The 21,358-nt window shown below is 64.3% G+C and carries 20 protein-coding genes and 1 riboswitch; of the genes, 15 read left to right on the forward strand and 5 right to left on the reverse strand.

Annotation, left to right across the window (positions count from 1 at the left end; all coding sequences use genetic code 11):
• Nucleotides 1-6: 6 nt before the first annotated feature.
• Together B0G75_RS19355 and B0G75_RS19360 are read right to left on the reverse strand one after the other, a co-directional pair.
• Nucleotides 7-1,203, reverse strand: a complete 1,197-nt coding sequence (locus B0G75_RS19355; RefSeq protein ID WP_106308865.1) for an amidase — start codon at nucleotides 1,201-1,203, stop codon at nucleotides 7-9.
• Nucleotides 1,200-2,000: a cysteine hydrolase gene (locus B0G75_RS19360; RefSeq protein ID WP_106308868.1), complete on the reverse strand. Its 801-nt coding sequence runs from the start codon at nucleotides 1,998-2,000 to the stop codon at nucleotides 1,200-1,202. Before B0G75_RS19360 ends, B0G75_RS19355 begins: the two co-directional genes overlap by 4 nt.
• Before the next feature lie 209 nt (nucleotides 2,001-2,209).
• Between B0G75_RS19360 and B0G75_RS19365 the strand changes: the two genes are divergently transcribed.
• The 14 genes from B0G75_RS19365 (at nucleotide 2,210) to B0G75_RS19430 (ending at nucleotide 17,183) form a co-directional block, all read left to right on the forward strand.
• Complete coding sequence (locus B0G75_RS19365) at nucleotides 2,210-3,187, forward strand: BMP family protein (protein ID WP_106308871.1); 978 nt, start codon at nucleotides 2,210-2,212, stop codon at nucleotides 3,185-3,187.
• Nucleotide 3,188: 1 nt separating this feature from the next.
• The gene (locus B0G75_RS19370) at nucleotides 3,189-4,817 is read left to right on the forward strand and encodes an ABC transporter ATP-binding protein (protein WP_106308874.1); all 1,629 of its coding nucleotides are present in this window, start codon (nucleotides 3,189-3,191) and stop codon (nucleotides 4,815-4,817) included.
• Nucleotides 4,814-5,905, forward strand: a complete 1,092-nt coding sequence (locus tag B0G75_RS19375; RefSeq protein WP_106308877.1) for an ABC transporter permease — start codon at nucleotides 4,814-4,816, stop codon at nucleotides 5,903-5,905. The genes B0G75_RS19370 and B0G75_RS19375 overlap by 4 nt, the downstream gene beginning before the upstream one ends.
• Entirely contained in the window at nucleotides 5,905-6,822 is a 918-nt protein-coding gene (locus B0G75_RS19380) for an ABC transporter permease (protein ID WP_106308880.1), read from the forward strand. The genes B0G75_RS19375 and B0G75_RS19380 overlap by 1 nt, the downstream gene beginning before the upstream one ends.
• A 120-nt stretch (nucleotides 6,823-6,942) precedes the next feature.
• Complete coding sequence (locus B0G75_RS19385) at nucleotides 6,943-7,641, forward strand: TetR/AcrR family transcriptional regulator (RefSeq protein ID WP_106308883.1); 699 nt, start codon at nucleotides 6,943-6,945, stop codon at nucleotides 7,639-7,641.
• 262 nt (nucleotides 7,642-7,903) lie between these two features.
• On the forward strand, nucleotides 7,904-9,748 hold the full coding sequence (gene atzF, locus B0G75_RS19390) for an allophanate hydrolase (protein ID WP_106308886.1): 1,845 nt from the start codon (nucleotides 7,904-7,906) through the stop codon (nucleotides 9,746-9,748).
• Between the two features lie 23 nt (nucleotides 9,749-9,771).
• Nucleotides 9,772-10,869: a BMP family ABC transporter substrate-binding protein gene (locus B0G75_RS19395; protein ID WP_012427110.1), complete on the forward strand. Its 1,098-nt coding sequence runs from the start codon at nucleotides 9,772-9,774 to the stop codon at nucleotides 10,867-10,869.
• Between the two features lie 40 nt (nucleotides 10,870-10,909).
• On the forward strand, nucleotides 10,910-12,025 hold the full coding sequence (locus B0G75_RS19400; protein WP_106308889.1) for an ABC transporter permease: 1,116 nt from the start codon (nucleotides 10,910-10,912) through the stop codon (nucleotides 12,023-12,025).
• On the forward strand, nucleotides 12,018-12,944 hold the full coding sequence (locus B0G75_RS19405; RefSeq protein WP_012427108.1) for an ABC transporter permease: 927 nt from the start codon (nucleotides 12,018-12,020) through the stop codon (nucleotides 12,942-12,944). Before B0G75_RS19400 ends, B0G75_RS19405 begins: the two co-directional genes overlap by 8 nt.
• 61 nt (nucleotides 12,945-13,005) lie before the next feature.
• Nucleotides 13,006-13,698 (forward strand): cysteine hydrolase family protein, encoded by a 693-nt coding sequence (locus B0G75_RS19410; protein WP_106308892.1) that lies wholly within the window; start codon nucleotides 13,006-13,008, stop codon nucleotides 13,696-13,698.
• A gap of 2 nt (nucleotides 13,699-13,700) precedes the next feature.
• The gene (locus tag B0G75_RS19415; protein ID WP_181309302.1) at nucleotides 13,701-15,311 is read left to right on the forward strand and encodes an ABC transporter ATP-binding protein; all 1,611 of its coding nucleotides are present in this window, start codon (nucleotides 13,701-13,703) and stop codon (nucleotides 15,309-15,311) included.
• A complete protein-coding gene (locus tag B0G75_RS19420) occupies nucleotides 15,308-16,003 on the forward strand; it encodes a cysteine hydrolase family protein (RefSeq protein WP_106308895.1) in 696 nt (231 codons plus the stop codon). Before B0G75_RS19415 ends, B0G75_RS19420 begins: the two co-directional genes overlap by 4 nt.
• Nucleotides 15,994-16,389 carry an oxalurate catabolism protein HpxZ gene (hpxZ, locus tag B0G75_RS19425; RefSeq protein WP_106308898.1) on the forward strand — a complete coding sequence of 132 codons (396 nt, stop codon included), beginning with the start codon at nucleotides 15,994-15,996 and terminating at the stop codon, nucleotides 16,387-16,389. Before B0G75_RS19420 ends, hpxZ begins: the two co-directional genes overlap by 10 nt.
• 35 nt (nucleotides 16,390-16,424) lie before the next feature.
• Nucleotides 16,425-17,183, forward strand: coding sequence for a GntR family transcriptional regulator (locus tag B0G75_RS19430; RefSeq protein ID WP_106308901.1), 759 nt, complete (start codon nucleotides 16,425-16,427; stop codon nucleotides 17,181-17,183).
• Nucleotides 17,184-17,205: 22 nt separating this feature from the next.
• On the opposite strand, the gene B0G75_RS19435 is transcribed toward B0G75_RS19430, so the two are convergent.
• The 3 genes from B0G75_RS19435 to B0G75_RS19445 all read right to left on the reverse strand — a co-directional run bounded on the left by B0G75_RS19435 (nucleotide 17,206) and on the right by B0G75_RS19445 (nucleotide 20,299).
• Nucleotides 17,206-18,249, reverse strand: coding sequence for a rod shape-determining protein (locus B0G75_RS19435; RefSeq protein ID WP_106278011.1), 1,044 nt, complete (start codon nucleotides 18,247-18,249; stop codon nucleotides 17,206-17,208).
• A gap of 157 nt (nucleotides 18,250-18,406) precedes the next feature.
• Nucleotides 18,407-19,501 carry an ABC transporter substrate-binding protein gene (locus tag B0G75_RS19440; protein ID WP_181309303.1) on the reverse strand — a complete coding sequence of 365 codons (1,095 nt, stop codon included), beginning with the start codon at nucleotides 19,499-19,501 and terminating at the stop codon, nucleotides 18,407-18,409.
• A gap of 180 nt (nucleotides 19,502-19,681) precedes the next feature.
• Nucleotides 19,682-19,820: riboswitch (guanidine-I (ykkC/yxkD leader) on the reverse strand.
• Between the two features lie 110 nt (nucleotides 19,821-19,930).
• Complete coding sequence (locus B0G75_RS19445) at nucleotides 19,931-20,299, reverse strand: hypothetical protein (RefSeq protein WP_012427100.1); 369 nt, start codon at nucleotides 20,297-20,299, stop codon at nucleotides 19,931-19,933.
• Between the two features lie 154 nt (nucleotides 20,300-20,453).
• Here B0G75_RS19445 and B0G75_RS19450 point away from each other — a divergent pair, with 154 nt between their 5' ends.
• On the forward strand, nucleotides 20,454-21,356 hold the full coding sequence (locus tag B0G75_RS19450) for a sugar phosphate isomerase/epimerase (RefSeq protein WP_106308904.1): 903 nt from the start codon (nucleotides 20,454-20,456) through the stop codon (nucleotides 21,354-21,356).
• The last annotated feature ends 2 nt before the right edge of the window (nucleotides 21,357-21,358 follow it).

Here is a 21,358-nt window from a genome sequence, read left to right on the forward strand (position 1 = left end):
GCTCCGCTACTGAGGGTTCGCGAAAACGTGTCGTGAGTATAGATCGCGCGCGAGGCTCAGCAACGCACGATCGCTGCCGCGCGCACCGATCAGCGACAGCGCGAGCGGCCGGTCGAGTGCATCACTGAACGGGAGCGTGATCTGCGGCAGGCCGCCGAACGCGGCGAGTGAGTTCATGGTGAGCGAGTCTTCGTAGAAACGGCCAATTGCTTCGTCCGAGGCGTCTTTCTGCAATAACGAAACGGGTGTGGTGGGCATGACCAGTACCGTGTTTTCCTCTTCTTTGAACAACGAGTCCAACGCGCTGCGTGACTCCTGAAGAACCGTGCGCCATTGCGTTGTCCGCTGTCTGTCGAGTGTTTCCAGCCGAGCAAAGCGCGGCGCAATGGATGGCCCGAAGCGCGGCTGCGTCGAACGAATCCATTCGCCCAGCGAGGCGTCGATTTCGAGGTCCTGCACGGCCTGATAACACGCGAGCCAGCGAGCGCCGCCACCGGTGAACACATTGCGCGAGCTTTGCGCGCCGAGCGATTCAGCCAGCGCGGTGAGCCGCGCCGCGTCGTCGGGTTCATTGCGCTCGCGAGCCGCGAAAGCTTCGGCGACGCGCGTGAGGCGAACCTTATCTAAAGAAGCTCCATCACCGCACGACATCTTCGGCAACAATACATCGCCCACTGCCTGCAAGACAGCGATCGACCGCGCGAACCAGCCAACCGTATCGAAGCACGGCGCGAACGGCAGTACGCCGTCGAGCGCAATCGCGCCATGACTCGGCCGCATGCCGAACAGACCGCAGAACGCGGCGGGCACGCGCACCGAGCCGCCGGTATCGGTGCCCAGCGCAAAGTCCACGTCGCCATTCGCCACCGCCGACGCCGAACCGCTCGACGATCCGCCCGGCAGTGCCTGCGGCCAGCGCGGATTGAGCGGCGTGCCATAGTGATGATTCTCGCCTTCGAGGCTATAGGCGAGTTCGTCGGTGATCGTCTTGCCGTCGAGCGTCGCGCCGGCCGCCAACAAGGCGTCGACACATGGCGCGTGAACGCGAGCCGCCGCGTGCGTCGAGAGCCAGTCGGGATTGCCGCCGCCGGTCGTCACGCCGGCGACGTCGATCAGATCCTTGACCGCAAAGCGCAGGCCATCCAGCGGACCGCTCGCCGTCGCGGCGGCCTGCACGCGCGGACCCGGAATGAACGCGCTCATGCGGCGTCCGCCAAGGCATCGACGATTCGCGTGGAATCCGTGACGAAGCCAAAGCACTTCTTCACGTTCCAGACGGCCGCTTCCGTGCAGAAGTCCGGCGATGACGTCGCGCAGCAGTCTTCAACCAGCACGCAACCGTAGCCGAGGAAGTTGGCGTCGGTGAGCGAATGCAGCACGCACTGATCGGTATTCACGCCCGCGAACAGCACGGTGCGAATGCCGAGGTTGCGCAGGATGCTGTCGAGCGGCGTGTCCCAGAAGCCGCTGATCCGGTACTTGTCCACGCAGATGTCCTGCGGCAGCGGCGCGAGTTCATCGACCACCGCCGCGGCCCACGAATCCTTTTCGAGCACGTGCGAGCCGTTGCTCGCGAGCGGCTCGCCGAGGCCGGTTCCCGTACCCGTCGGCTTATATAGATGCAACTGATTCGGCGGCATGTTGGCGAGGTCGGGCCGGTTGCCCCAATTGACCCAGATGACCGCCACACCGCTTTTGCGCAGCACCGGCAGCAAGCGCTGCAATGGTGCAATCGGCGCGCGGTCGACCGCGAAATCGCCCCCAATCTGGGCAACCCAACCTCCGTTGGTGCAGAAGTCGTTCTGCATGTCGATCACGATAATGGCCGTGCTGCGCAGATCGATACGGACATTTTGCGGCTCGCACGGCAGTGTCGCGACGACCGGTTCAGGCGCGGGCAACGACATGTCGACGAGCGTTTCACTCGCGCTCCAGCGAGGCCGTCCGTCGCGGCCCAACTGACCGGAAACGCTTGTGCCGTATGCGTCGTGCTGTTTCATCGAAAGTTCTCCATCGGGTTGGGATCGCTATTGAAAGCGGGTGGCGTGGATGGCGCCACGCACTGCTTGTGTGTGCTTCGAATCGCTTCAGCGGGCAGGTTGAAAACAAGGAACACGTGCCGCTAAACCGATCACATGGCATCGAAGTTGCATTGGTTTCGTTCATGAATAACCTACTTACCCAAACCAAACGCAAAAGGAATGCCAGAATGTCGATCGCCAAGTTCAAAACTCTCGCGACCTGCGTCGTCGCGCTCGCCGCATCCACCAGTGCGATCCATGCCGTCGCCGCCGATCCGCTGCGCGTCGGTGTGCTGATTCCGGGTTCGAAGTCGGACAAAGGCTGGATGGAATCCGGCTACGACGGCCTCGTCGCGGCGCAGAAGGAACTCGGCCCGAAGCTCAAGACGCAGATGATCGAGAACATCAACTACGCCGACATGGAACAGGCGCTGACCAATCTCGCGTCGAAGAACCAGTTGGTGATCGGCGTGGGCGGGCAGACCCAGGCGTCGGTGCTGAAGATCGCGAAGCGTTTTCCCAATGTGAAGTTCGCGATCGTCGGCGGCAACAAGGGGCAGGACATGCCGCCGAACGTGGCCGGCTATGACGTCAAGCAGGCGGAGATCGCTTACGTCGCCGGCGCGGCTGCGGCGATGCTGTCGAAGAACGGCGCGGTGAGCTACGTGGGCGGCATGGAGATTCCGTCCATCGTCAACGCCGGCAAGGAGTTCGGCAACGGCGCGCGCTCCATCAATCCGAAGATCAAATACTTTGAGAGCTACACCGGTGACTTCGATAACGTATCGAAGGCCAAGGAAGCGACGCTCGCGGCGATCTCGCAAGGCGCGGACGTCCACTATCACATTCTCAATCTCGGTTTGCGCGGCATGGAGCAGGCGGCCAACGAGAAGCACACGCACGTGATCGGCAGCTATACGGACCGCTGCGGCACGGACCCGCTGTATATCGCTTATTCGATTACGGGCGTCGGCTATCAGGTGCAATACGCGATCGACCAGATGGCGGCCGGTACCTGGCAGCCGGGCTATAAGGCCTTCGGTCTGGCGATGGGACCGAAAGCGTCGGGCATGGTGGTGTGCACGCCGACGCCGCAGATGTCGACGAAGATCAAGCAGATCGAACAGGACATCGAAAGCGGCAAGATCAAGGTCTCCGAAGGCTGACATGGACGCGACTTCCGCTTCTGCCACCGTGCACTCCGATGCGCGCCTGAGCGCCAGCACGCCGCGCGCGGCGGTGCTGCGCATGGACGGCATCGTCAAACGCTTCGGCGCGTTTCAGGCGTTGACCGATGTCTCGCTCGAACTCTTCGCCGGCGAAGTGCATTGCCTGCTCGGCGAAAACGGCGCGGGCAAGTCCACGCTGTGCAACGTGATGTTCGGCGTGCATCAGCCCGACGCGGGCGCAATGTGGCTCGACGGCGCGCCGTACCAGCCGCATAGTCCGCGCGACGCGCTCACGCACGGCATCGCGATGGTTCATCAGCACTTCAGCCTCGTCGAAGACGTGAGCGTGCTCGATAACCTGCTGCTCGGACAGGTGCGCGGCTGGCTCGATCGCAAACGTGAGGCGCAGCGCGTGCGTGCGCTGGTGGCGGAACTCGGGCTCGCGCTCGATCCGGATGCGCGGGTCGCCGATCTCTCTGTGGGTGAAAAGCAGCGCGTCGAGATCGTCAAGTGTTTGATTCGCGAGCCGCGTCTGCTGGTGCTGGATGAACCAACGGCCGTGCTGTTGCCCGCTGAAATCGATGCGCTGCTCGACACGTGCTCCCGCGTGGTCGCGCGCGGCTGCGCGGTCGTGCTGGTGACGCACAAGCTGGCCGAGATCCGCCGTATCGCAAGCCGCGCGACGGTGCTGCAAGGCGGCCGTGTGGTGGCCCGTTCGAGCACGCCGTCCGCCGATGTCGACGCACTCGTGCGCGCGATGATCCAGCGTCCGGACAGTACGGATCAAGGCGCCGCCGCGGATTCCAATGCGACCGCCACGCCGCGTTCAGCAACCCGCAGCACGTCGCCCTACACCCGTCCGCTCGCCGACGAAGCCTTGCAGATCGACGGACTCACGGTGCGCGACGCCGACGGCGTGACACGTCTCGAAGACTGCACGCTGGTGGTCAACCGCGGTGAGATCGTCGGCATTGCGGGCGTGGAAGGTAACGGGCAGAGCGAACTCGGCGCGGTGCTCGCGGGAATGCAGAAGGCGAGCGCGGGGCGCTTCTTCGTGCAGGGCAAGGACTGCACTCAGGCTGCACCGCAAACCTTGACCAGGGCGGGTGTCGGCGTGGTGCCGGAAGATCGCCACGCGGTTGGTTGCGTGGCCGGCATGAGTCTGACTGAGAACCTCTTTCTCAACCGGCTCGACGACTACTCGCGGCGCGGCTTCATGCGGCGTCGCGCGATGCGCCGCGATGCGCGCGCGCTGATGCAGCGCTTCGACGTGCGCGCCGCGAGTCCCGATGTCGCATTTCGCGGCCTCTCCGGCGGCAATCAGCAGAAAGCGGTGCTGGCGCGCGAACTCACGCTCGACGGCCTGGCCGTGCTGGTGGCCGCGCAGCCTACGCGCGGGCTCGACGTCGGCGCGGTGGCCGCGGTCTACGACCATATCCGCGCGGCACGCGACGCAGGCGTCGGCGTGCTGCTGATCTCTTCCGAACTCGACGAACTGATGGCGGTGGCCGACCGCGTCCTCGTCATGTATCGCGGCCGCATCATGGGCACCTGCGTGCCGGAGGCGTCGCAACTCAATCTTCAACGCGAGCGCATTGGCGCATGGATGGCAGGGCAGACAGCATGAGCACTTTATCGAGTCCATTTTCCCGCGCCGGCTGGCGTGGTTCGCGGCGGATGAGAACCGCCGCGGTGCTAAGCGGCGCGGCGCTCGTCGCGATTGTCGCGGCCATGGCGCTGATTGCCATCGTCCACGTGCCGCTCGGCGACGCCATGGCCGCGTTCGCCGACGGTGCGTGGGGCTCGCCGTACGCGATCGGCGCGTCGATCAATCGCAGCCTGGTGTTCGCGCTGGTCGGCAGCGGCTTCGTGCTGGCCAATCGCGCGCAGTTGACCAATGTGGGCGGCGAAGGGCAGATCGCGATGGGCGGCATCGCCGCCACCGCGGTTAGTCTGTATGGCCACGTCGCGCATCTGCCGCTCGGCCTGCCGTTCATCGTGCCGATGCTGGCGGCGGCCTTGGCGGGCGCCACGTGGGGCGCAATTCCCGGCTGGCTGAAAGCGCGCGCCGGCACCAACGAGGTGATCAGCACACTGCTGCTGACGTTCATCGCCGTTTGGTTTCTTTACTGGTGCGTGCAATCGGAAGCGCTGCTGCGCCAGCCGATGAGCAACGCGGCCACGCTGCCGGAATCGCTGGATATTCCCGATTCGACCAGGCTGCCGTTGCTCGCCAGTTCGAGTTCGACGGGATTGCACATCGGCTTGCCCATCACCGTCGTGCTGTGTATCGCGGTGGCGCTCGTGCTGGTGTATAGCCGCTTCGGCATGCATCTGCGCGCGGTCGGTTTGAACGCGCTGGCCGCACGGCGCGCCGGCATGCCGATTACCTCCACCATCGTCGGCGCGTTGGCGCTGGCCGGCGCGCTAGGTGGTCTCGCCGGTGCGTTGATGCTGCAAGGCGATCAGTACTCGCTGAAAGCGGGCTTTTCATCGGGCTACGGTTTCGACGGCCTCGTGGTCGGTTTGCTCGCGCGCGGTTCGATCACCGGCGTCTGCGCGGCGGCGCTGCTGTTCGGCTTTCTGCGCTCGGGCGGCATCAACATGGAAATGGTCGCGTCGGTGCCGTCGGCGCTGGTGCTGGTGGTGCAGGGCATCGTGATCGTCGCGCTGGCCGGCGGTTCGTTGTGGCTCGAACCCAAAGGAGCACGCTGATGAACGCGGAATTCGTGGCGGTTTTCGTCGGCTCGTCGATCCGTTTTGCGGCGCCGCTGATGCTGGCATCGACCGGCGAGCTGATCAGCGAGCGTGCAGGCGTCCTCAACATGAGCGTTGAAGGCATGATGCTCTCGGGGGCGTTTCTCGGTGCGGCCGGTGCATGGGCGACGGGCAACGCAACGCTCGGTCTCGCGATCGGCATGCTCGGCGTGCTGCCGGTCGCGTTGCTGCAGGCGTTCCTCAGCGTGACGCTGCGCGCCAATCAGATCGTGACCGGCATCGGCATCAATATTCTGGCGCTCGGCGCGACGACGCTCGCCTATCGGGAGTTGTTCGGCGAGCGTTCGAGCGCGGTGATTCCGGGGCTCGCGCGCTGGTCGCCGCCAGGACTCGGCACGCTGCCCGTGATCGGCGAGCCGGTGTTTCATCAGGTGTGGCTGGTTTATCTCGGCCTCGCGATTCTGCTCGCGACTTCGCTCGTCATGCGGCACACCGCGCTCGGCGTCGCGCTTCACGCGGTCGGTGCGGCGCCCAGGTCGGTCGATCAATCGGGCCTCTCGGTGACACGTCTGCGCTATGGCGCGGTGCTGTTTTCCGGCGTCATGTCTGGCGCGGCGGGGTGCTCCATTTCGATCGGCGACATTCACACCTTTACCGAAGGGATGACGAGCGGAGCCGGCTATCTGGCGATTGCCGCGATCATCTTCGGTAACTGGAAGATCGGCCGCACGGTGTGTGCGTGTCTGCTGTTCGGCGCCGCGAGCGCACTGCAGTTTCAGTTGCCGTTGATCGGCGTGCAGGTGCCGACCGCGCTGCTGGTGATGCTGCCTTATCTGCTCGCGCTGATCGCGGTGGCCGGGCTGATCGGCCGGCAAACCGCGCCGCTCGCGCTCACCCAGCCGTTTCGCCGCTGAGGCCGCGCTTACAATGCCGGTAGTTACTGCCGGTAGTTACTGCCGGTAGTTACTGCCGGTAGTTACTGCCGGTAGTTACGCATCGCCACGCATCCACTTGACGCCACGCTCTCCATCCTTATGACACGTGCTTCAGCCCGATCGGTTTCCGCTGTATCCGCCGCTGCTTCGACCGAGCCCACGACCCAGCGTCAAAAGCTCGCGGCGGCGACCCGTCAGCGCATCTTCAAAATTGCGATCGCGGAGTTCTCCGACAAAGGCCTGAGCGGCGCGCGAGTAGAGACGATCGCGAGCCGCTCGAAGGTCAACATCCGGATGATCTATCACTACTTCGGCGGCAAGGAAGCGCTCTATCTGGAAGTGCTCGAGTTCGTGCTGGGGCGGCTGCGGGAAGCCGAGCTGAAGCTCAAGCTGGATGTCGATCAGATCGATCCGGTCACGGCCATTGTGCAGCTTTACGATTTCATCGAAGGACACTTCGCTGCGCATCCCGAACTGTCGAAGCTGCTCTCATTCGAGAACCTGAACCGCGCCCGCGTGATGAAACGTTCGAGCGCGATTCCGGAAATGTCGTCGCCGGTGCTGACGCTTTTGCGCACGGTGATCGCGCGTGGCGAGGACGACGGCTCGTTGCGCAAGGGCATGGACCCGTTGCATCTGTACGTGGCGCTGGTGAGTCTGTGCTCGTTCCACAAGTCGAATGCTTATACGTTGTCGCGCATTTTCAACACCGACATGCTCGCCGCGCAGTGGCAGGGAGATCACAAAGCTCAGGCGCATGAGATGGTGCGCGCGTTCGTGGTGGCCCCCGCATCGTAGCCCGCGTTGCCCAAGCGTGCGTCGGCGCGAATCCGGGGCGCGTGAGCCCCGAGTTGGTGAGCGCTGCACCATGGGCAGCGCGGAGCGGGGCGTTTCCGGCCGCGCTTCGCGCGCGTCGGCAGGGACGTAAAAGCCCCGCCCAGCAAGGGTTCGAGGCGGTTTATCGAGTTGAATAAACACTTGGCATAGCTCCTGCTAATTTGAGTCCAAACTTGTATTCAAGATTGAACTCAAGGAAAAACAGGTGCCAATTTCTTCACCCATGACGGTCAACGGCCTGCTCGCGGCATACGCGGCAGGCAGCCTCACGCCGACTGAAGCCGTATCGTCGGCGCTGGCGCGAATCGAAGCCAGCGACCGCCCGGAAGCCTGGATTCTGCGTGTGCCTGTAGCCGACGTGCAGGCTCGCGCGAAGGCGCTCGAAGCGCTATACGAAGCGCAGGGCACTGCGGTGTTCGAGCACATGCCGCTCTTTGGCGTGCCGTTCGCCGTCAAGGACAACATCGACGTCGCCGGCTTGCCGACTACGGCCGCTTGCGACTCTTTCGCCTACACGCCGGACACGTCGGCGTTCGCCGTGCAGCGGCTCATCGACGCCGGCGCCATCCTGGTCGGCAAGACCAATCTCGATCAGTTCGCCACCGGCCTTGTCGGCGCGCGTTCGCCGTATGGCGCCGTGCGGCACAGCGAGTCGCCGCTGCGCGTGTCGGGTGGTTCGAGTTCGGGCTCGGCGGTCGCGGTGGCGGCGGGTTGCGTGGCGTTTTCGCTCGGCACCGACACCGCGGGCTCTGGCCGCGTGCCGGCCGGATTCAACGGGCTGGCCGGTCTGAAACCTTCGCTGGGACTGGTCAGCAAACGTGGCGTGGTGCCCGCGTGCCGAAGCCTCGACACGATCTCCGTCTTTGCGCACGATGTCGACGACGCTTGGCGCGTGCTCTGCGAAATGGCCTGCTTCGATTCGCTCGACGGCTACTCGCGCAAGGTGCCGAGCCTTGGCCTGCTGCGTTCGGCTCCGCGCATCGGCGTGCCGGAGCGATTGGAGTTCTATGGCGACGCCATCGCGAGCCGGGCGTTTGCAACCGCGCTCGACACGCTCACCACGCATCTGCATCTGCCGACGCAAGCAATCGACTTCGAACCGCTCAAAGCGGTCTCGGCGTTGCTCTACGACGGCCCGTGGGTCGCGGAACGGCGCGCGGCGCTCGGCACGTTTTTCGAAACCCGTCGCCAGGTGATCGATGCGGTCGTGGCCAAGGTGATCGGCAAGGCCGAGCAGTTCAGCGCCGCCGATGCCTTTAACGGCCAGTACGCTCTGGCCGATCTGAAACGCCATGCCGAAGCGCTCTTCGAAACCATCGACATCCTGATCGTGCCCACCACGCCGACTCATCCGTTGATCGCCGACGTGCAGGCCAATCCCATCGAATTGAACAGCCAGCTCGGCTACTACACCAACTTCGTCAACCTGCTCGATCTGTGCGCGCTGGCCGTGCCGTGTCAGCGGCGCAGCGACGGCTTGCCGGCCGGCGTGACGCTGATCGCGCCGAGCGGCGCGGACCGGCGCCTCGCCGAACTGGGCGCGCGGATTCAGGCGTTGTTCGCGAATGGCACCGAAACCGCGGAGGCCGTAACAACAACCACGCTCATCCAGCCGCTGCCGTTTCAGGAACCCACCGTCACCCTCGCGGTGGTCGGCGCGCATCTGCGCGGCCAGCCGTTGAACTGGCAACTCCAGCAAGCCGGCGCGCGTTTCGCGAAAGCGACACACACCGCACCAGGCTACAAGCTCTACGCGCTCGCCAACACCCAGCCGCCGAAGCCCGGCCTCGTGCGTTCAACGGAACAGCAAGGCCAGCCGATCGCCATCGAACTCTGGGAAGTGCCGCTGCGCAGCTTCGGCCAATTCGTCGCCGACGTACCCGCGCCGCTCGGCATCGGCACGTTGCAACTCGCCGACGGCGACAGCGTGAAAGGCTTCATCTGCGAGCCGTCGGCGGTGAGCGAGGACAGCGGCGCGCGCGACATCACGTCGTTCGGCGGCTGGCTCGCGTACCTCGCCAGCCTCGAGGCCGACCCGCAAACCGATCCCCAGGCCAACGCTCTTTAACCTTCGATCAGGAATTGGACACCATGACCAGCCGCCGCCATTTCATCAAGAGCGCCAGCCTGTTGACGCTCGGCAATATTCTGCCCATCCAGTCGGTGTTCGCCGCGCCGAAGACCACCGTCGGCGTGATTTACGTCGGCGCGCGCGGCGACTACGGCTACAACCAGGCGCAGGCGCAAGCCGCCGCCGTAATCAAGAAGATGCCCGACGTGAAGGTGGTGGAAGAAGAGAACGTGCCCGAGACCATCGCCGTGCAAAAGACCATGGAAGCGATGATCGAACAGGACGGCGCCACGCTGATCTTCGCGACCTCGTTCGGCTACTTCGACCCGCACGTGCTAAAGATGGCGGCGAAGTATCCGAAGGTGCGATTCGCTCATTGCGGCGGTTTGTGGAAGCAGGGCAACCCGTCGAACATCACCAGCTACTTCGGCTATATCGACGAATGCCAGTACCTGAACGGCGTGGTCGCCGGCCATATGACGAAGAGCAAGAAGCTCGGCTTCGTCGCGGCCAAGCCGATTCCGCAGGTGCTGCGCAACATCAATTCGTTCACGCTCGGCGCGCAGTCGGTCGATCCGTCCATCACTACGCAGGTGATTTTCACGGGCGACTGGTCGATGCCGGTGAAGGAAGCCGAAGCCACCAACAGTCTCGTCGATCAGGGTTGCGACGTGCTGACCTGTCACGTGGACGGTCCGAAGGTGGTAGTCGAGACGGCGGAAAAACGCGGTGCGATGAGTTGCGGCTACCACGCGAGTCAGGCCGCGCTCGCGCCCAAGGGTTATCTGACCGGCGCGGAATGGGATTGGGCGACGCCGTACAAGCAACTGGTGACGGGCGCGCAAGCCGGCACGCCGCAACCCAACGTCTTGCGCGGCGGCCTGAAAGAAGGCTTCGTGAAGATGTCGCCGTACGGCGCGAAGGTCACGGCCGCCGCGAAGCAGAACGCCGACTCGATCAGAAGCAGCATGGTGGCCGGCAACTTCGTGATCTTCAAAGGCCCGATGAAGGACAACAAGGGCGGCACGGCGATCGCCTCGGGCGCGAGTCACAGTCAGACCGACTACACGCTGGAGAGCATGAACTATCTGGTCGCGGGCGTCGTCGGCCAGATCTGATTCCGGTGACGGCGATGTTCGCTTCAATCAAGGAGCCGTGATGCGCCCCAATGCCTCTGCCGCGAGAGTGATGCTCTCGTTCCTGCCCGCGCTGCCGACCGTGCTGGCGGTGCTCGGCACCTTGCTGCTGTTCTCGCTGTTTCTGCTGGCGCAGGGACAGCCGGCGCCCGACGCGATCGCGCTGATTTTCCAGGGCGCGTTCGGTTCCTCGTTCGCGTGGCAAAGCACGTTGCTGCGCGCCGCGCCGTTGATGCTCACGGCCCTGTGTGTCGCATTGCCCGCACAGGTCGGCCTGATCGTGATCGGCGGCGAGGGCGCACTCGCGCTCGGCGGCATGTGCGCCGCCATCGTCCCGCAGATGCTGCCGCATAACACGCCCTGGCTCATCGCCACACCGTTGATGGCGCTTGCCGGCATGCTCGCCGGCGGCGTCTGGATCGGCGCGGTCGGCGCGTTGCGGCAATGGCGCGGTGTCAACGAGACCATCAGCAGCCTGCTGATGTCGTATATCGCGATTGCGGTATTCAAGCATCTGGTGGAAGGGCCGTTGCGCGATCCGGCAAGCCTGAACAAGCCGTCGACGCTGCCCGTGCCCGACGCGATGATGATCGGCTCGATTCCTGGACTCGATACGCATTGGGGCCTGTTCTGGGGCGTCGTTGCATGCATCGCGGCGTGGGTGTTCGTGAAGTTCAGCACCAAAGGGTTTGCGATGCGCGTGGTGGGCGGCAGCAATCGCGCGGCGCGTCTGGTCGGCTTGCCGGTCAATATGCTCGCGCTCACGGCGTGCGTGCTGGGCGGCGCCGCAGCCGGCCTCGGCGGCATGTTCGAAGTGGCAGCGGTGCAGGGCAGCGCGAACGCGTCGCTGCTCGCGGGCTACGGTTACGCGGGCATTCTCGTCGCCTTCGCGGCGCGCCAGAACCCGCTTGCGATCATCGCGTGCGCGTTGATGATCGGCGGCATCGAGGCGAGCGGCAGTCTGCTGCAACGGCGCCTCGATCTGCCCGACGCCACCACGCTCGTCCTTCAAGGGCTGCTGTTCGCCAACCTGCTCGCGTGGGAAGCGCTCGGCGGCCGCATCGCCGCATGGCGCGTGAAGTTGCATGCCATTGCGCAGACCGATCTTCCCGTGCAACTGGAGCAGACCCATGCCTGATATGCACTCGCCCATCGTCATTCTGTTGCTGTCTCTGTTCGCCGGAGCGATCCGCGTCAGCACGCCTTATCTGTTCGTCAGTCTCGGCGAGTGTCTGACCGAGAAGGGCGGCCGCGTGAATCTCGGCCTGGAAGGCATTCTCGTGTCCGGCGCGATGAGCGGTTATGCGGGCGCCTTTCTGAGCGGCTCGCCGTGGATCGGCGTGCTTGCCGCGGGTTCGGTCGGCTTGCTGCTCGGTTGCCTGCACGGTCTCGTGTGCTCGTTGCCGCGCGTGTCGGATATCGCCTTCGGTATCGCGTTGATGCTGCTCGGCACCGGCCTCGCGTTCTATCTCGGCAAACCGTTTATCGAACCTCAAGCGCCGATGCTGCCGTTCATCGACCTCGGCGCGTGGAGTTCGTCGCCGCAATTGCATAACGCACTGCATCTGAACCTGCTGTTCGTGATCGGCGTGGCGCTCGCGTTCGTTCTGCAATGGGGCTTGCGCAATACGCGCTGGGGCATGGTGCTGCGGCTCGTCGGCGACCACGCGGAAACGGCGCGGGCGATGGGCTATCCGCTCACGCGTGTGCGGATCGCGGCGACTGCGGTGGGCGGCGTGTTCGCGGGCGTGGGCGGTGCTTATCTGTCGCTCGTGTATCCGGGGAGCTGGAACGAAGGGCTCTCCAGCGGTCAGGGGTTGATGGCCGTCGCGCTGGTGATCTTCGCGCGCTGGCAGCCGTTGCGCTGCCTATGGGCCGCGTTGCTGTTCGGCGCCGCGGGCGCGCTCGGCCCGGCGTTGCAGGCTATCGGCGTGACGAGCGGCTACTACCTCTATAACGCCGCGCCGTATGTGTTGACGCTCGTGATCATGATCATCAACTGCCGTCCGGATCGCACGCTGGCGGGCGCGCCTGGTGAGCTGAGCCTGACGCGCTGACATGCCGACACGATCGCGGAATTTGCCGATTCTCTCGAACCTAACTCAGGACACGTAGACCATGACCCGATTCATTGAAGCGAGACCCTACCCGTGGCCCTACGACGGCAACCTGCGCCCGGAGAACACCGCGCTCGTGATCATCGACATGCAGACGGATTTCTGCGGCCACGGCGGCTATGTCGACAAGATGGGCTACGATCTCTCGCTCACGCGCGCGCCGATCGAGCCGATCAAACGCGTGCTGAAGACGATGCGCGAGCAGGGCTTAACGATCATTCACACGCGCGAAGGCCATCGTCCCGATCTCTCCGATCTGCCCGCCAACAAGCGCTGGCGCAGCCGTCGCGCGGGCACCGACGGCGTGGGCATCGGCGACGACGGTCCGTGCGGCAAGATCCTCGTGCGCGGTGAACCGGGCTGGGACATCATCGACGAACTGAAGCCGCTCGCGGGCGAGATCGTGATCGACAAGCCCGGCAAGGGCTCGTTCTGCGCGACCGATCTCGAACTGATCCTGCGCACGCGCGGCATCGAGAATCTGATTCTGACCGGTATCACGACCGACGTCTGCGTGCACACGACAATGCGCGAAGCCAACGACCGCGGTTTCGAATGCACGGTGCTCGCCGACTGCTGCGGCGCGACCGACAAAAGCAATCACGACGCCGCCTTGCACATGATCACGATGCAAGGCGGCGTGTTCGGCACGGTGTCGGACTCCGGCGCTTTGCTGCTAACGCTAGGTGGATGATCATGTCGACCGTACGGCAAGCTCTCGGTGTTGAAGTCATGCATGCGAGCAAATCGTTCGGCGCGTTTCGCGCGCTGGACGACGTTTCGATCAAGGTCGAGGCCGGCACGATCCACGCGCTGCTCGGCGAGAACGGCGCGGGCAAGAGCACGCTCGTGAAGGGCCTGGTCGGCTACGGCGTGCTCGACGACGGACAGATCGCCGCCGACGGCCGCGAAGTGCATATCCACTCGCCGCGTGATGCACAAGCGCTCGGCATCGGCATGGTGTATCAGCATTTCACGCTGGCCTCGGGGTTGTCTGTGGAAGAAAACCTGCTGCTTGCGCGCGGCCGGATGCCGTGGAAAATCGACTGGAAAGCGGAACGCGCCGCGCTGCTGGCGTTCATGCAGCGCATGCCGTTCCGCTTGCCGCTCGACGCGCCGGTTGCGGCACTTGCCGCGGGTGAAAAGCAGAAGCTCGAAATCCTCAAGCAACTCTACTTGCGGCAACGCTTCCTGATACTCGACGAACCGACTTCCGTGCTGACGCCGCAGGAAGCCGACGAAGTCCTCGGCCTGATGCGCGAGCTGACCACACGCGGCGAGCTGACTGTGCTGATGATCACGCACAAGTTCCGCGAAGTGATGGCCTACGCGGACGACGTCACCGTGTTGCGCAAGGGGCGCCAGGTCGGCACCAGCGCGGTGGCGAACACCAGCCGCGACGAACTCGCCGCATGGATGATGGGCACGGTGGCAACGAGCGATGCGCCGGTCATGGCCGCGGTGACAGAGGAGCGCGTCCAGCGCAAACCGCTCGCTGAATCGGCCCAGGTGCGCCTTGCCCTACGCGATGTATCCGTGGAAGACGATCGCGGCCACACGGCGGTGAAGCACGCGACGCTCTCCGTGCGCGCGGGCGAAATCCTCGGGCTTGCGGGCGTCTCCGGTAACGGTCAAAAGGAACTGGTGGAAGCACTGGTCGGCCAGCGTCGCGTTAAAACCGGCGACATGCGGGTGGCCGGCAAGCCGTACCAGGCGACGCGCGAGCAGATGACGCAACGGCGGGTCTTCGCGATCCCCGAAGAGCCGCTGAAAAACGCCTGCGTCGGCGCCATGAGCGTGGCGCAGAATCTCGCGCTGCGCGACTTCGACCGTGAGCCGTTGCGGCGCGGCGGCTGGTGGCTCGATCGCCGCGCCATGCGCGCGCGTGCTACGCAGTTGATCGGCGAATTCAACGTGCGCCCGCCGGTGCCGGAGCGCGCGATCGGTACGCTCTCGGGCGGCAACGTGCAACGCGCGGTGCTGGCGCGCGAACTCGGACAGCCGGTGGATGTGCTGATCGTCGCCAATCCCGTGTTCGGTCTCGACTTCGCATCCGTGGCCGATATCCATGCGCGTCTGATGGCCGCGCGCGATGCGGGCGCGGCCGTGCTGCTGGTCAGCGAAGACCTCGACGAACTGCTCGAACTCGCTGACCGCATCATGGTGATCGCCGAGGGCGAGCTGGTGTACGAAACCCCGGCGGCACACGCGGATCGCACGGTGCTCGGCCAGCATATGGCCGGCCACGGCGACACGCCGATGCAACCCGCCGCGCCCGCCGAAAAACTCAGGGAAGCCATTGGATGACACCGACTAACACGCTGACCATCGACGCCCAACCCGGCCCGTTCAGCATCGACTCCGCGAAAACCGCGCTGGTCGTGATCGACATGCAGCGCGATTTCATCGAGCCGGGCGGCTTCGGCGAATCGCTCGGCAACGACGTTTCGCTGCTCGCGGACATCGTGCCGACAGTAGCCGCGTTGCTCGCCTTCGCGCGCAAGCACCACTGGTTCGTCGTGCATACGCGTGAATCGCACGCTCCAGATCTGTCCGACTGTCCGCCGGCCAAACGTCTGCGCGGCGCGCCGAATGCGCGCATCGGCGACGCCGGGCCGATGGGCCGCATTCTGATTCGCGGCGAGCCCGGCAATGCGATCATCGAACCGCTCGCGCCGCTTGCCGGCGAACTGGTGATCGACAAACCCGGCAAAGGCGCGTTCCATGCGACCCGCCTCGGCGAAGAACTCGCGATGCGCGGCGTCACGCATCTGGTGTTCGCCGGCGTGACCACCGAAGTGTGCGTGCAAACGTCGATGCGCGAAGCCAACGACCGAGGCTACGACAGCCTGCTGATCGAGGACGCCACCGCGAGCTATTTCCCCGCCTTCAAACAGGCGACGCTCGAGATGGTGCGCTCGCAGGGCGGCATTGTCGGCTGGACCGCGCCCTTTGCTTCATTGATCAAAACCGGCGAGACGACCCAGGCATGGAAATAAACCAGTCCGAAATCGTGGCACAGGTCCACGCGGCGTTCATCGAATACGAGCGCGCGCTGGTCGATAACGACGTCGCGGCGATGAACGCGCTGTTCTGGCACACGCCGGAAACCGTGCGCTACGGCATCGCTGAAATGCAGCACGGTGGCGAGGCGATCCGTGCGTGGCGCGAGCACTGCGAGCCGGTGCCGAAGTCGCGCAAACTGCATCGCACCGTGGTGACGACCTTCGGAACGGACTTCGCCACCGTCAGCACCGAGTTCACCAGCGACGCCACGCATCTGCTCGGCCGCCAGATGCAAACCTGGGCGAGACTCAGTCCCGATGAAGGCTGGAAGATCGTCGCCGCGCACGTGAGCCTGATCAATTCTCCGGCCGGCCCATGAAACGCCGATAATAAGAAAAAAGGGACCCTGGCATCATGAACGACGACCCGACGAATCTGCTGGAGACGCCAGCCGCATCCGGCATGCAGGAGACGCCTGCCACGCCGGCCGCGGCCAATCCGCTTGCCGAGCAGGTGTACCAGCAGCTCAAGACCGATATCTTCAGCTTTCGCCTGTTTCCCGGCGATCGCTTTTCCGAAAACGGCATCGCGCAACACTACGGCGTGTCACGCACGCCGATGCGCGACGGCCTGTTCCGTCTGCAACGCGAAGGCTACCTGGAAGTTGGCTTCCGGCGCGGCTGGAAAGTCTCGCCGATCAACTTCGATCAGCTCGATCAACTCTACGATTTGCGTATCGTGCTGGAAGTCGCGGCGGTGGAGCGGCTGGGCGCGGGCGGTGACGCCGCGCATGCGGCCGTCGAGGAATTGAAGGCGGTCTGGTGCGTGGCGCCCGAGTTGCGCGAGAGCGATCCAGTGAAAATGTTCGGCATGGACGAAAACTTTCACCGGCAACTCGTCGCCGCCACGGGCAATATGGAAATGCTGCGCGTGCATAACGAAGTGACCGAGCGCATCCGCATCGTGCGGCGGCTCGATTTTCTGAAACCGCACCGCACCAGCGCCACTTACGACGAGCATTCCACCATGCTCAACCTGATCGAACGCAACCGCCTGACCGAGGCGATCATTCTGCTGCGCGCGCATATCACGCAGAGCAAGCTGGAAGTGCGCAAGATCACACTGTCGATGCTCGCGGCGGCGCGCGATAGCAAGCTGCCGTTCGTCTCCTGAGCGGCTCGATCCACTCCAAGGCTTAATCGTAAGAGAACGCGCCGCCGAACTTGTCGATGCGTTCGAGCGCCATCCCCGAGCCGCGCACCACGCACGTAAGCGGCGCTTCGGCGACGAACACCGGCAAGCCGGTTTCCTCAGCGAGCAACCGGTCCAGATCGCGCAGCAGCGCGCCGCCGCCCGCCAGCATGATGCCGCGCTCCGCGATATCCGCACCCAGTTCCGGCGGCGTTTGTTCCAGCGCGATCTTCACGGCCGAGACGATCTGATTGAGCGGATCGGTCAGCGCTTCGAGAATTTCGTTGCTCGACACCGTGAAACTGCGCGGAATCCCTTCGGACATATTGCGGCCCTTGACTTCCATCTCCTTGACCTCGGAGCCCGGAAACGCGGAGCCGATTTCCTTCTTGATCGCTTCGGCGGTTTGCTCGCCGATCAGCATGCCGTAGTTGCGGCGAATGTAGTTGACGATGGCGTCGTCGAACTTGTCGCCGCCCACGCGCACCGAGCCTTTATAGACGATGCCGCCGAGCGAGATCACGCCCACTTCGGTCGTGCCGCCGCCGATGTCGACGACCATCGAACCGGTCGGGTCCGACACCGGCAAGCCCGCGCCGGTCGCCGCGGCCATCGGCTCTTCGATCAGATAGACCTGCGAGGCGCCGGCACTGTGCGCGGCTTCCTTGATGGCGCGCCGCTCCACCTGGGTCGAACCGCACGGCACGCAGATGATGATGCGCGGCGACGGCGCGAACATACGCGACTCGTGCGCCATCTGAATGAAGCGCTTGATCATCTGCTGGGTGATGTTGAAGTCGGCGATCACGCCGTCCTTCATCGGGCGGATCGCCTCGATATTGCCCGGCACCTTGCCGAGCATCTGTTTTGCTTCCTTGCCGACAGCCAGAATGATCTTCTTGCCATTCGGACCGCCTTCCTGGCGAATCGACACCACCGAGGGTTCGTCGAGCACGATGCCCTTGCCGCGCATGTAAATCAGGGTGTTCGACGTGCCGAGGTCGATTGCCAGGTCATTGGAAAAATAGCCGCGCAGAAAACCGAACATGCAAATTCCTGTCTCTCGGAAGTCGGGCGCAAAGCGCCGCTTGGAGTGCCGCCCGAAGGCGGCAGGCGACCAGTTGACGGTCGGGAGAGACGCAAGAATAACAGTTTCGGGTCCGCGGGCTTTTTAGCGGTTGCGATTGCGGCGCCTCGCGGGCCGCTTACTGCGCGTTGGCAAGCGTCGGATCGATATAGGCGCTCACGTTCTGCGACTGTTTGTACACGGCATTGCGCACGTTGAACTTGTCGGCGTTCACGCTCGAACCGTACACGGAGTCGAGGCCGTCACCCTTGGTAAAGGCCTTTTTCGCCGCCGCGGCGTCGAGCAGATGTGTGCCTTTCAGCAAGGGCAGGTACTGCGCCGGCGTGAGACCGACCCGCGCGGACATGATCTTGACCGCGTCCGGCTGCGTCTTCGGATCGTTGATATAGGCTACGCAGCGATACCAGACCTTGATCACCTTGGCCCAATCGGCCTTGCGCGATTGCAGGCTGACGGGATTGACCGTGATCGCGTCGTAGATCAGGCCGGGGGCGTCGGCGGAGGTGAAAATCGGCCGCGAGCCGGGCACGCGCTTGAGCGCTTCGCCCGCGTTCGGCTGCCATGCGCCGACGGCGGCGACGTCGCCGGATGAGGCGAGCACTTGCGGCAATTCGTTGGTCTTCGCATTGACGAGGGTGAGATCCGATTCCTTCAGCGCATGTTTTTCGAGTGCGGTGTCGAGCAGCAGGTGATCGACGAGGCCCATTTCGACGCCGACCTTCTTGCCCTTCAGTCCTTCCACCGTGCGCACCGGCGGCTTGGCGACGATCATGTCGTTGCCGCTCGAATAGTCGGTGAGCAGGATCATCACGTTCTTCGCGCCGCTTGCGCCGGTCACGAGCGCGTCGCCGTTGGTCGCGCCGACCGCGTCGAGTTTGCCGGCGGAAAATGCATCGAGCGACGCGGAGTAGTCGAACCATTGAAAATTGACGTCGACGCCGGCTTCCTTGAACCAGCCTTTTTCGATGGCGATCTGGAAAGCGACGAAGCCGGGCCAGTCGCTATAGCCGATGGCGAGCGGTGCGGCCGCGGCCTGCGCCGGGCTGGCGGCAGGACCCGCGGCAAGACCGATAGCGAGCGCGGCGGCGGCTACAGCGAGGGCGCCACGCGTGCGCAGGGCCGCGGCGATGCGGGCAGGCGAGGCGAGCGAAGTGCCGGAAGCGCGGGAAGTGCGCGAGGTGCGAGACGTCAGGACGGATTCGAAGCGTTTCATCGTTTTCTCCAGGAGACCGGTCAATTGCGATTGTTGAGTTGGATCGCGCGGCGACTGCGCGATGAAACAACATGACCGGTTCCCGCAAGAGAACGAAGACAGAGCACGAACGACAAAGCGCGGAAACTGCGGGAGACAAACACCGGCCACGGAGAGGCACGATAGACATTGCTATCGCCAATCTCCCGGGCTTTTGTCCCGCCGTGTAGTGCGGCAGGCGGTTCGTGCTTGCAGTGAAAACTCGCAACCGAACCGCCGGCGCACCGGGCTGCTCTCGGACCAGACATTCTCGCGAACCGGAACCCTAGCATCCCTAAGATGCGACGCTGCCGCACCTCTCGGTGAGTTATCTAGCGAGAAATATGCCAGCGGGTCGCGCCGTCCAGACCGTTGCGAGTGCTCGAGCGCAAGTACACTGCGCGCGCGCCGTCAGTCCAGCGCCGCAAACCGTTGATGCACATAGGCAAGAAACTGCTCCAGGCGTTCCTCTATCGACGCCGCGAGGCTCACCTGCTTGATGCGGCGATCCTCGGCGGAACTCGTTTCCAGCAGCCAGCCGCTGTCGATCAGCTCCTGCACGTACCGCACGGCGGTGCGGCGGCTCACGCCCGGCATGAATTCGTAGAGCGCGGTCTTGGCAAAGTAGTCGTCCCGGTCCACCCACATGCGGCAGAACAGGTCGCTGTAGTTCAGGTCGTTCAGGCCGAGATCGCCGAAATGCGCCGACCACTGCCAGTCCATGTCGAGAATGGCGCGCGCGACGGCTTGCCCCTTGGTACGCGCAATTTTCTTCTTCATCGATTCACCACGAGGAGGAGGGCTGCACAGTTTAAGTGCTAATTGAGCCGGAAATCGGGCGCGAAAATAATGCGCGACTCTGTATGGATAGTTTATTGACCCGTGCTTTTCATGTGTACTATTGCATGCAAATTTGCATGTAAATGGAGTGGCGATGAAATTCGAATTGTTCAAGACGTTCTGGGGATTCGACGGCGGTCCTCGCGATGCCGCGCCGCTCGTGCAGGCGGCAGGCTTCGATGGTATCGAAGCGCCGGTGCCGGCCGGCGGCGCGGCGCGCGACGCGTTTGCGCAGGCGATTGCCGACGAAGGCCTGGGTTTCATCGCGGAGATTACGACGGCCGGCAGCTATGTGCCGGAGCGCTCGGCGACGCCGGCCGATCATCTGCGGGACTTCGAGGAGAAGATCGTGTGGGGCAAGCCGCTCGAGCCGCGCTTCTTCAACGTGATGGCCGGTTGCGATGCTTGGCCGGCGGCAACCCAGGTGGACTTCTTCGCGCGCGCGGTGGAGATCGCGGCGAAGCACGACGTGACGTGCAGCTTCGAAACGCATCGCGGGCGCTCGTTCTTCAACCCCTGGATCACCCGCGACGTCGCGCGTGCCGTGCCGACGCTCAAGCTAACCTGCGACTTCAGCCATTGGGTCTCGGTATGCGAGCGGCTGCTCGACAGCGAGTGGGACACGATCCTCGAACTGGCGCCGCATGCGCATCATCTGCATGGGCGTGTCGGCTATCCGCAAGGTCCGCAGGTGCCGCACCCCGCGGCGCCCGAATATGCGGACTGCCTTGCCTCGCATCAGCGGATCTGGGAAGCGCTATGGGGCGCGCAGATCAAGCAGGGCTACACCGTCACGACGATGACACCGGAGTTCGGCCCCGACGGCTATCTGCATACGCTGCCGTTTACGAACGCGCCGGTGGCCGATCTGTGGGAGATCAATACATGGATGGGGCGCGAGGAACGGCGCCATCTGGCTGCGTTTCTCGCCGACAGCGCAGGGCGCGGCGGGCAAAAAGAGCGAACGCAATCTCAAACCATCACGCAGCTTGTCTAGGC

Origin of the sequence: Paraburkholderia sp. BL18I3N2 (assembly GCF_003001875.1) — a bacterium.
Classification (GTDB): Bacteria; Pseudomonadota; Gammaproteobacteria; order Burkholderiales; family Burkholderiaceae; genus Paraburkholderia; species Paraburkholderia phytofirmans.

Coding starts and splice junctions, on each gene's coding strand:
- B0G75_RS19355 (WP_106308865.1), bottom strand. CDS start 1,203: ATGAGCGCGTTCATTCCGGGTCCGCGCGTGCAGGCCGCCGCGACGGCG.
- B0G75_RS19360 (WP_106308868.1), bottom strand. CDS start 2,000: ATGAAACAGCACGACGCATACGGCACAAGCGTTTCCGGTCAGTTGGGC.
- B0G75_RS19365 (WP_106308871.1), top strand. CDS start 2,210: ATGTCGATCGCCAAGTTCAAAACTCTCGCGACCTGCGTCGTCGCGCTC.
- B0G75_RS19370 (WP_106308874.1), top strand. CDS start 3,189: ATGGACGCGACTTCCGCTTCTGCCACCGTGCACTCCGATGCGCGCCTG.
- B0G75_RS19375 (WP_106308877.1), top strand. CDS start 4,814: ATGAGCACTTTATCGAGTCCATTTTCCCGCGCCGGCTGGCGTGGTTCG.
- B0G75_RS19380 (WP_106308880.1), top strand. CDS start 5,905: ATGAACGCGGAATTCGTGGCGGTTTTCGTCGGCTCGTCGATCCGTTTT.
- B0G75_RS19385 (WP_106308883.1), top strand. CDS start 6,943: ATGACACGTGCTTCAGCCCGATCGGTTTCCGCTGTATCCGCCGCTGCT.
- atzF (WP_106308886.1), top strand. CDS start 7,904: ATGACGGTCAACGGCCTGCTCGCGGCATACGCGGCAGGCAGCCTCACG.
- B0G75_RS19395 (WP_012427110.1), top strand. CDS start 9,772: ATGACCAGCCGCCGCCATTTCATCAAGAGCGCCAGCCTGTTGACGCTC.
- B0G75_RS19400 (WP_106308889.1), top strand. CDS start 10,910: ATGCGCCCCAATGCCTCTGCCGCGAGAGTGATGCTCTCGTTCCTGCCC.
- B0G75_RS19405 (WP_012427108.1), top strand. CDS start 12,018: ATGCCTGATATGCACTCGCCCATCGTCATTCTGTTGCTGTCTCTGTTC.
- B0G75_RS19410 (WP_106308892.1), top strand. CDS start 13,006: ATGACCCGATTCATTGAAGCGAGACCCTACCCGTGGCCCTACGACGGC.
- B0G75_RS19415 (WP_181309302.1), top strand. CDS start 13,701: ATGTCGACCGTACGGCAAGCTCTCGGTGTTGAAGTCATGCATGCGAGC.
- B0G75_RS19420 (WP_106308895.1), top strand. CDS start 15,308: ATGACACCGACTAACACGCTGACCATCGACGCCCAACCCGGCCCGTTC.
- hpxZ (WP_106308898.1), top strand. CDS start 15,994: ATGGAAATAAACCAGTCCGAAATCGTGGCACAGGTCCACGCGGCGTTC.
- B0G75_RS19430 (WP_106308901.1), top strand. CDS start 16,425: ATGAACGACGACCCGACGAATCTGCTGGAGACGCCAGCCGCATCCGGC.
- B0G75_RS19435 (WP_106278011.1), bottom strand. CDS start 18,249: ATGTTCGGTTTTCTGCGCGGCTATTTTTCCAATGACCTGGCAATCGAC.
- B0G75_RS19440 (WP_181309303.1), bottom strand. CDS start 19,501: ATGAAACGCTTCGAATCCGTCCTGACGTCTCGCACCTCGCGCACTTCC.
- B0G75_RS19445 (WP_012427100.1), bottom strand. CDS start 20,299: ATGAAGAAGAAAATTGCGCGTACCAAGGGGCAAGCCGTCGCGCGCGCC.
- B0G75_RS19450 (WP_106308904.1), top strand. CDS start 20,454: ATGAAATTCGAATTGTTCAAGACGTTCTGGGGATTCGACGGCGGTCCT.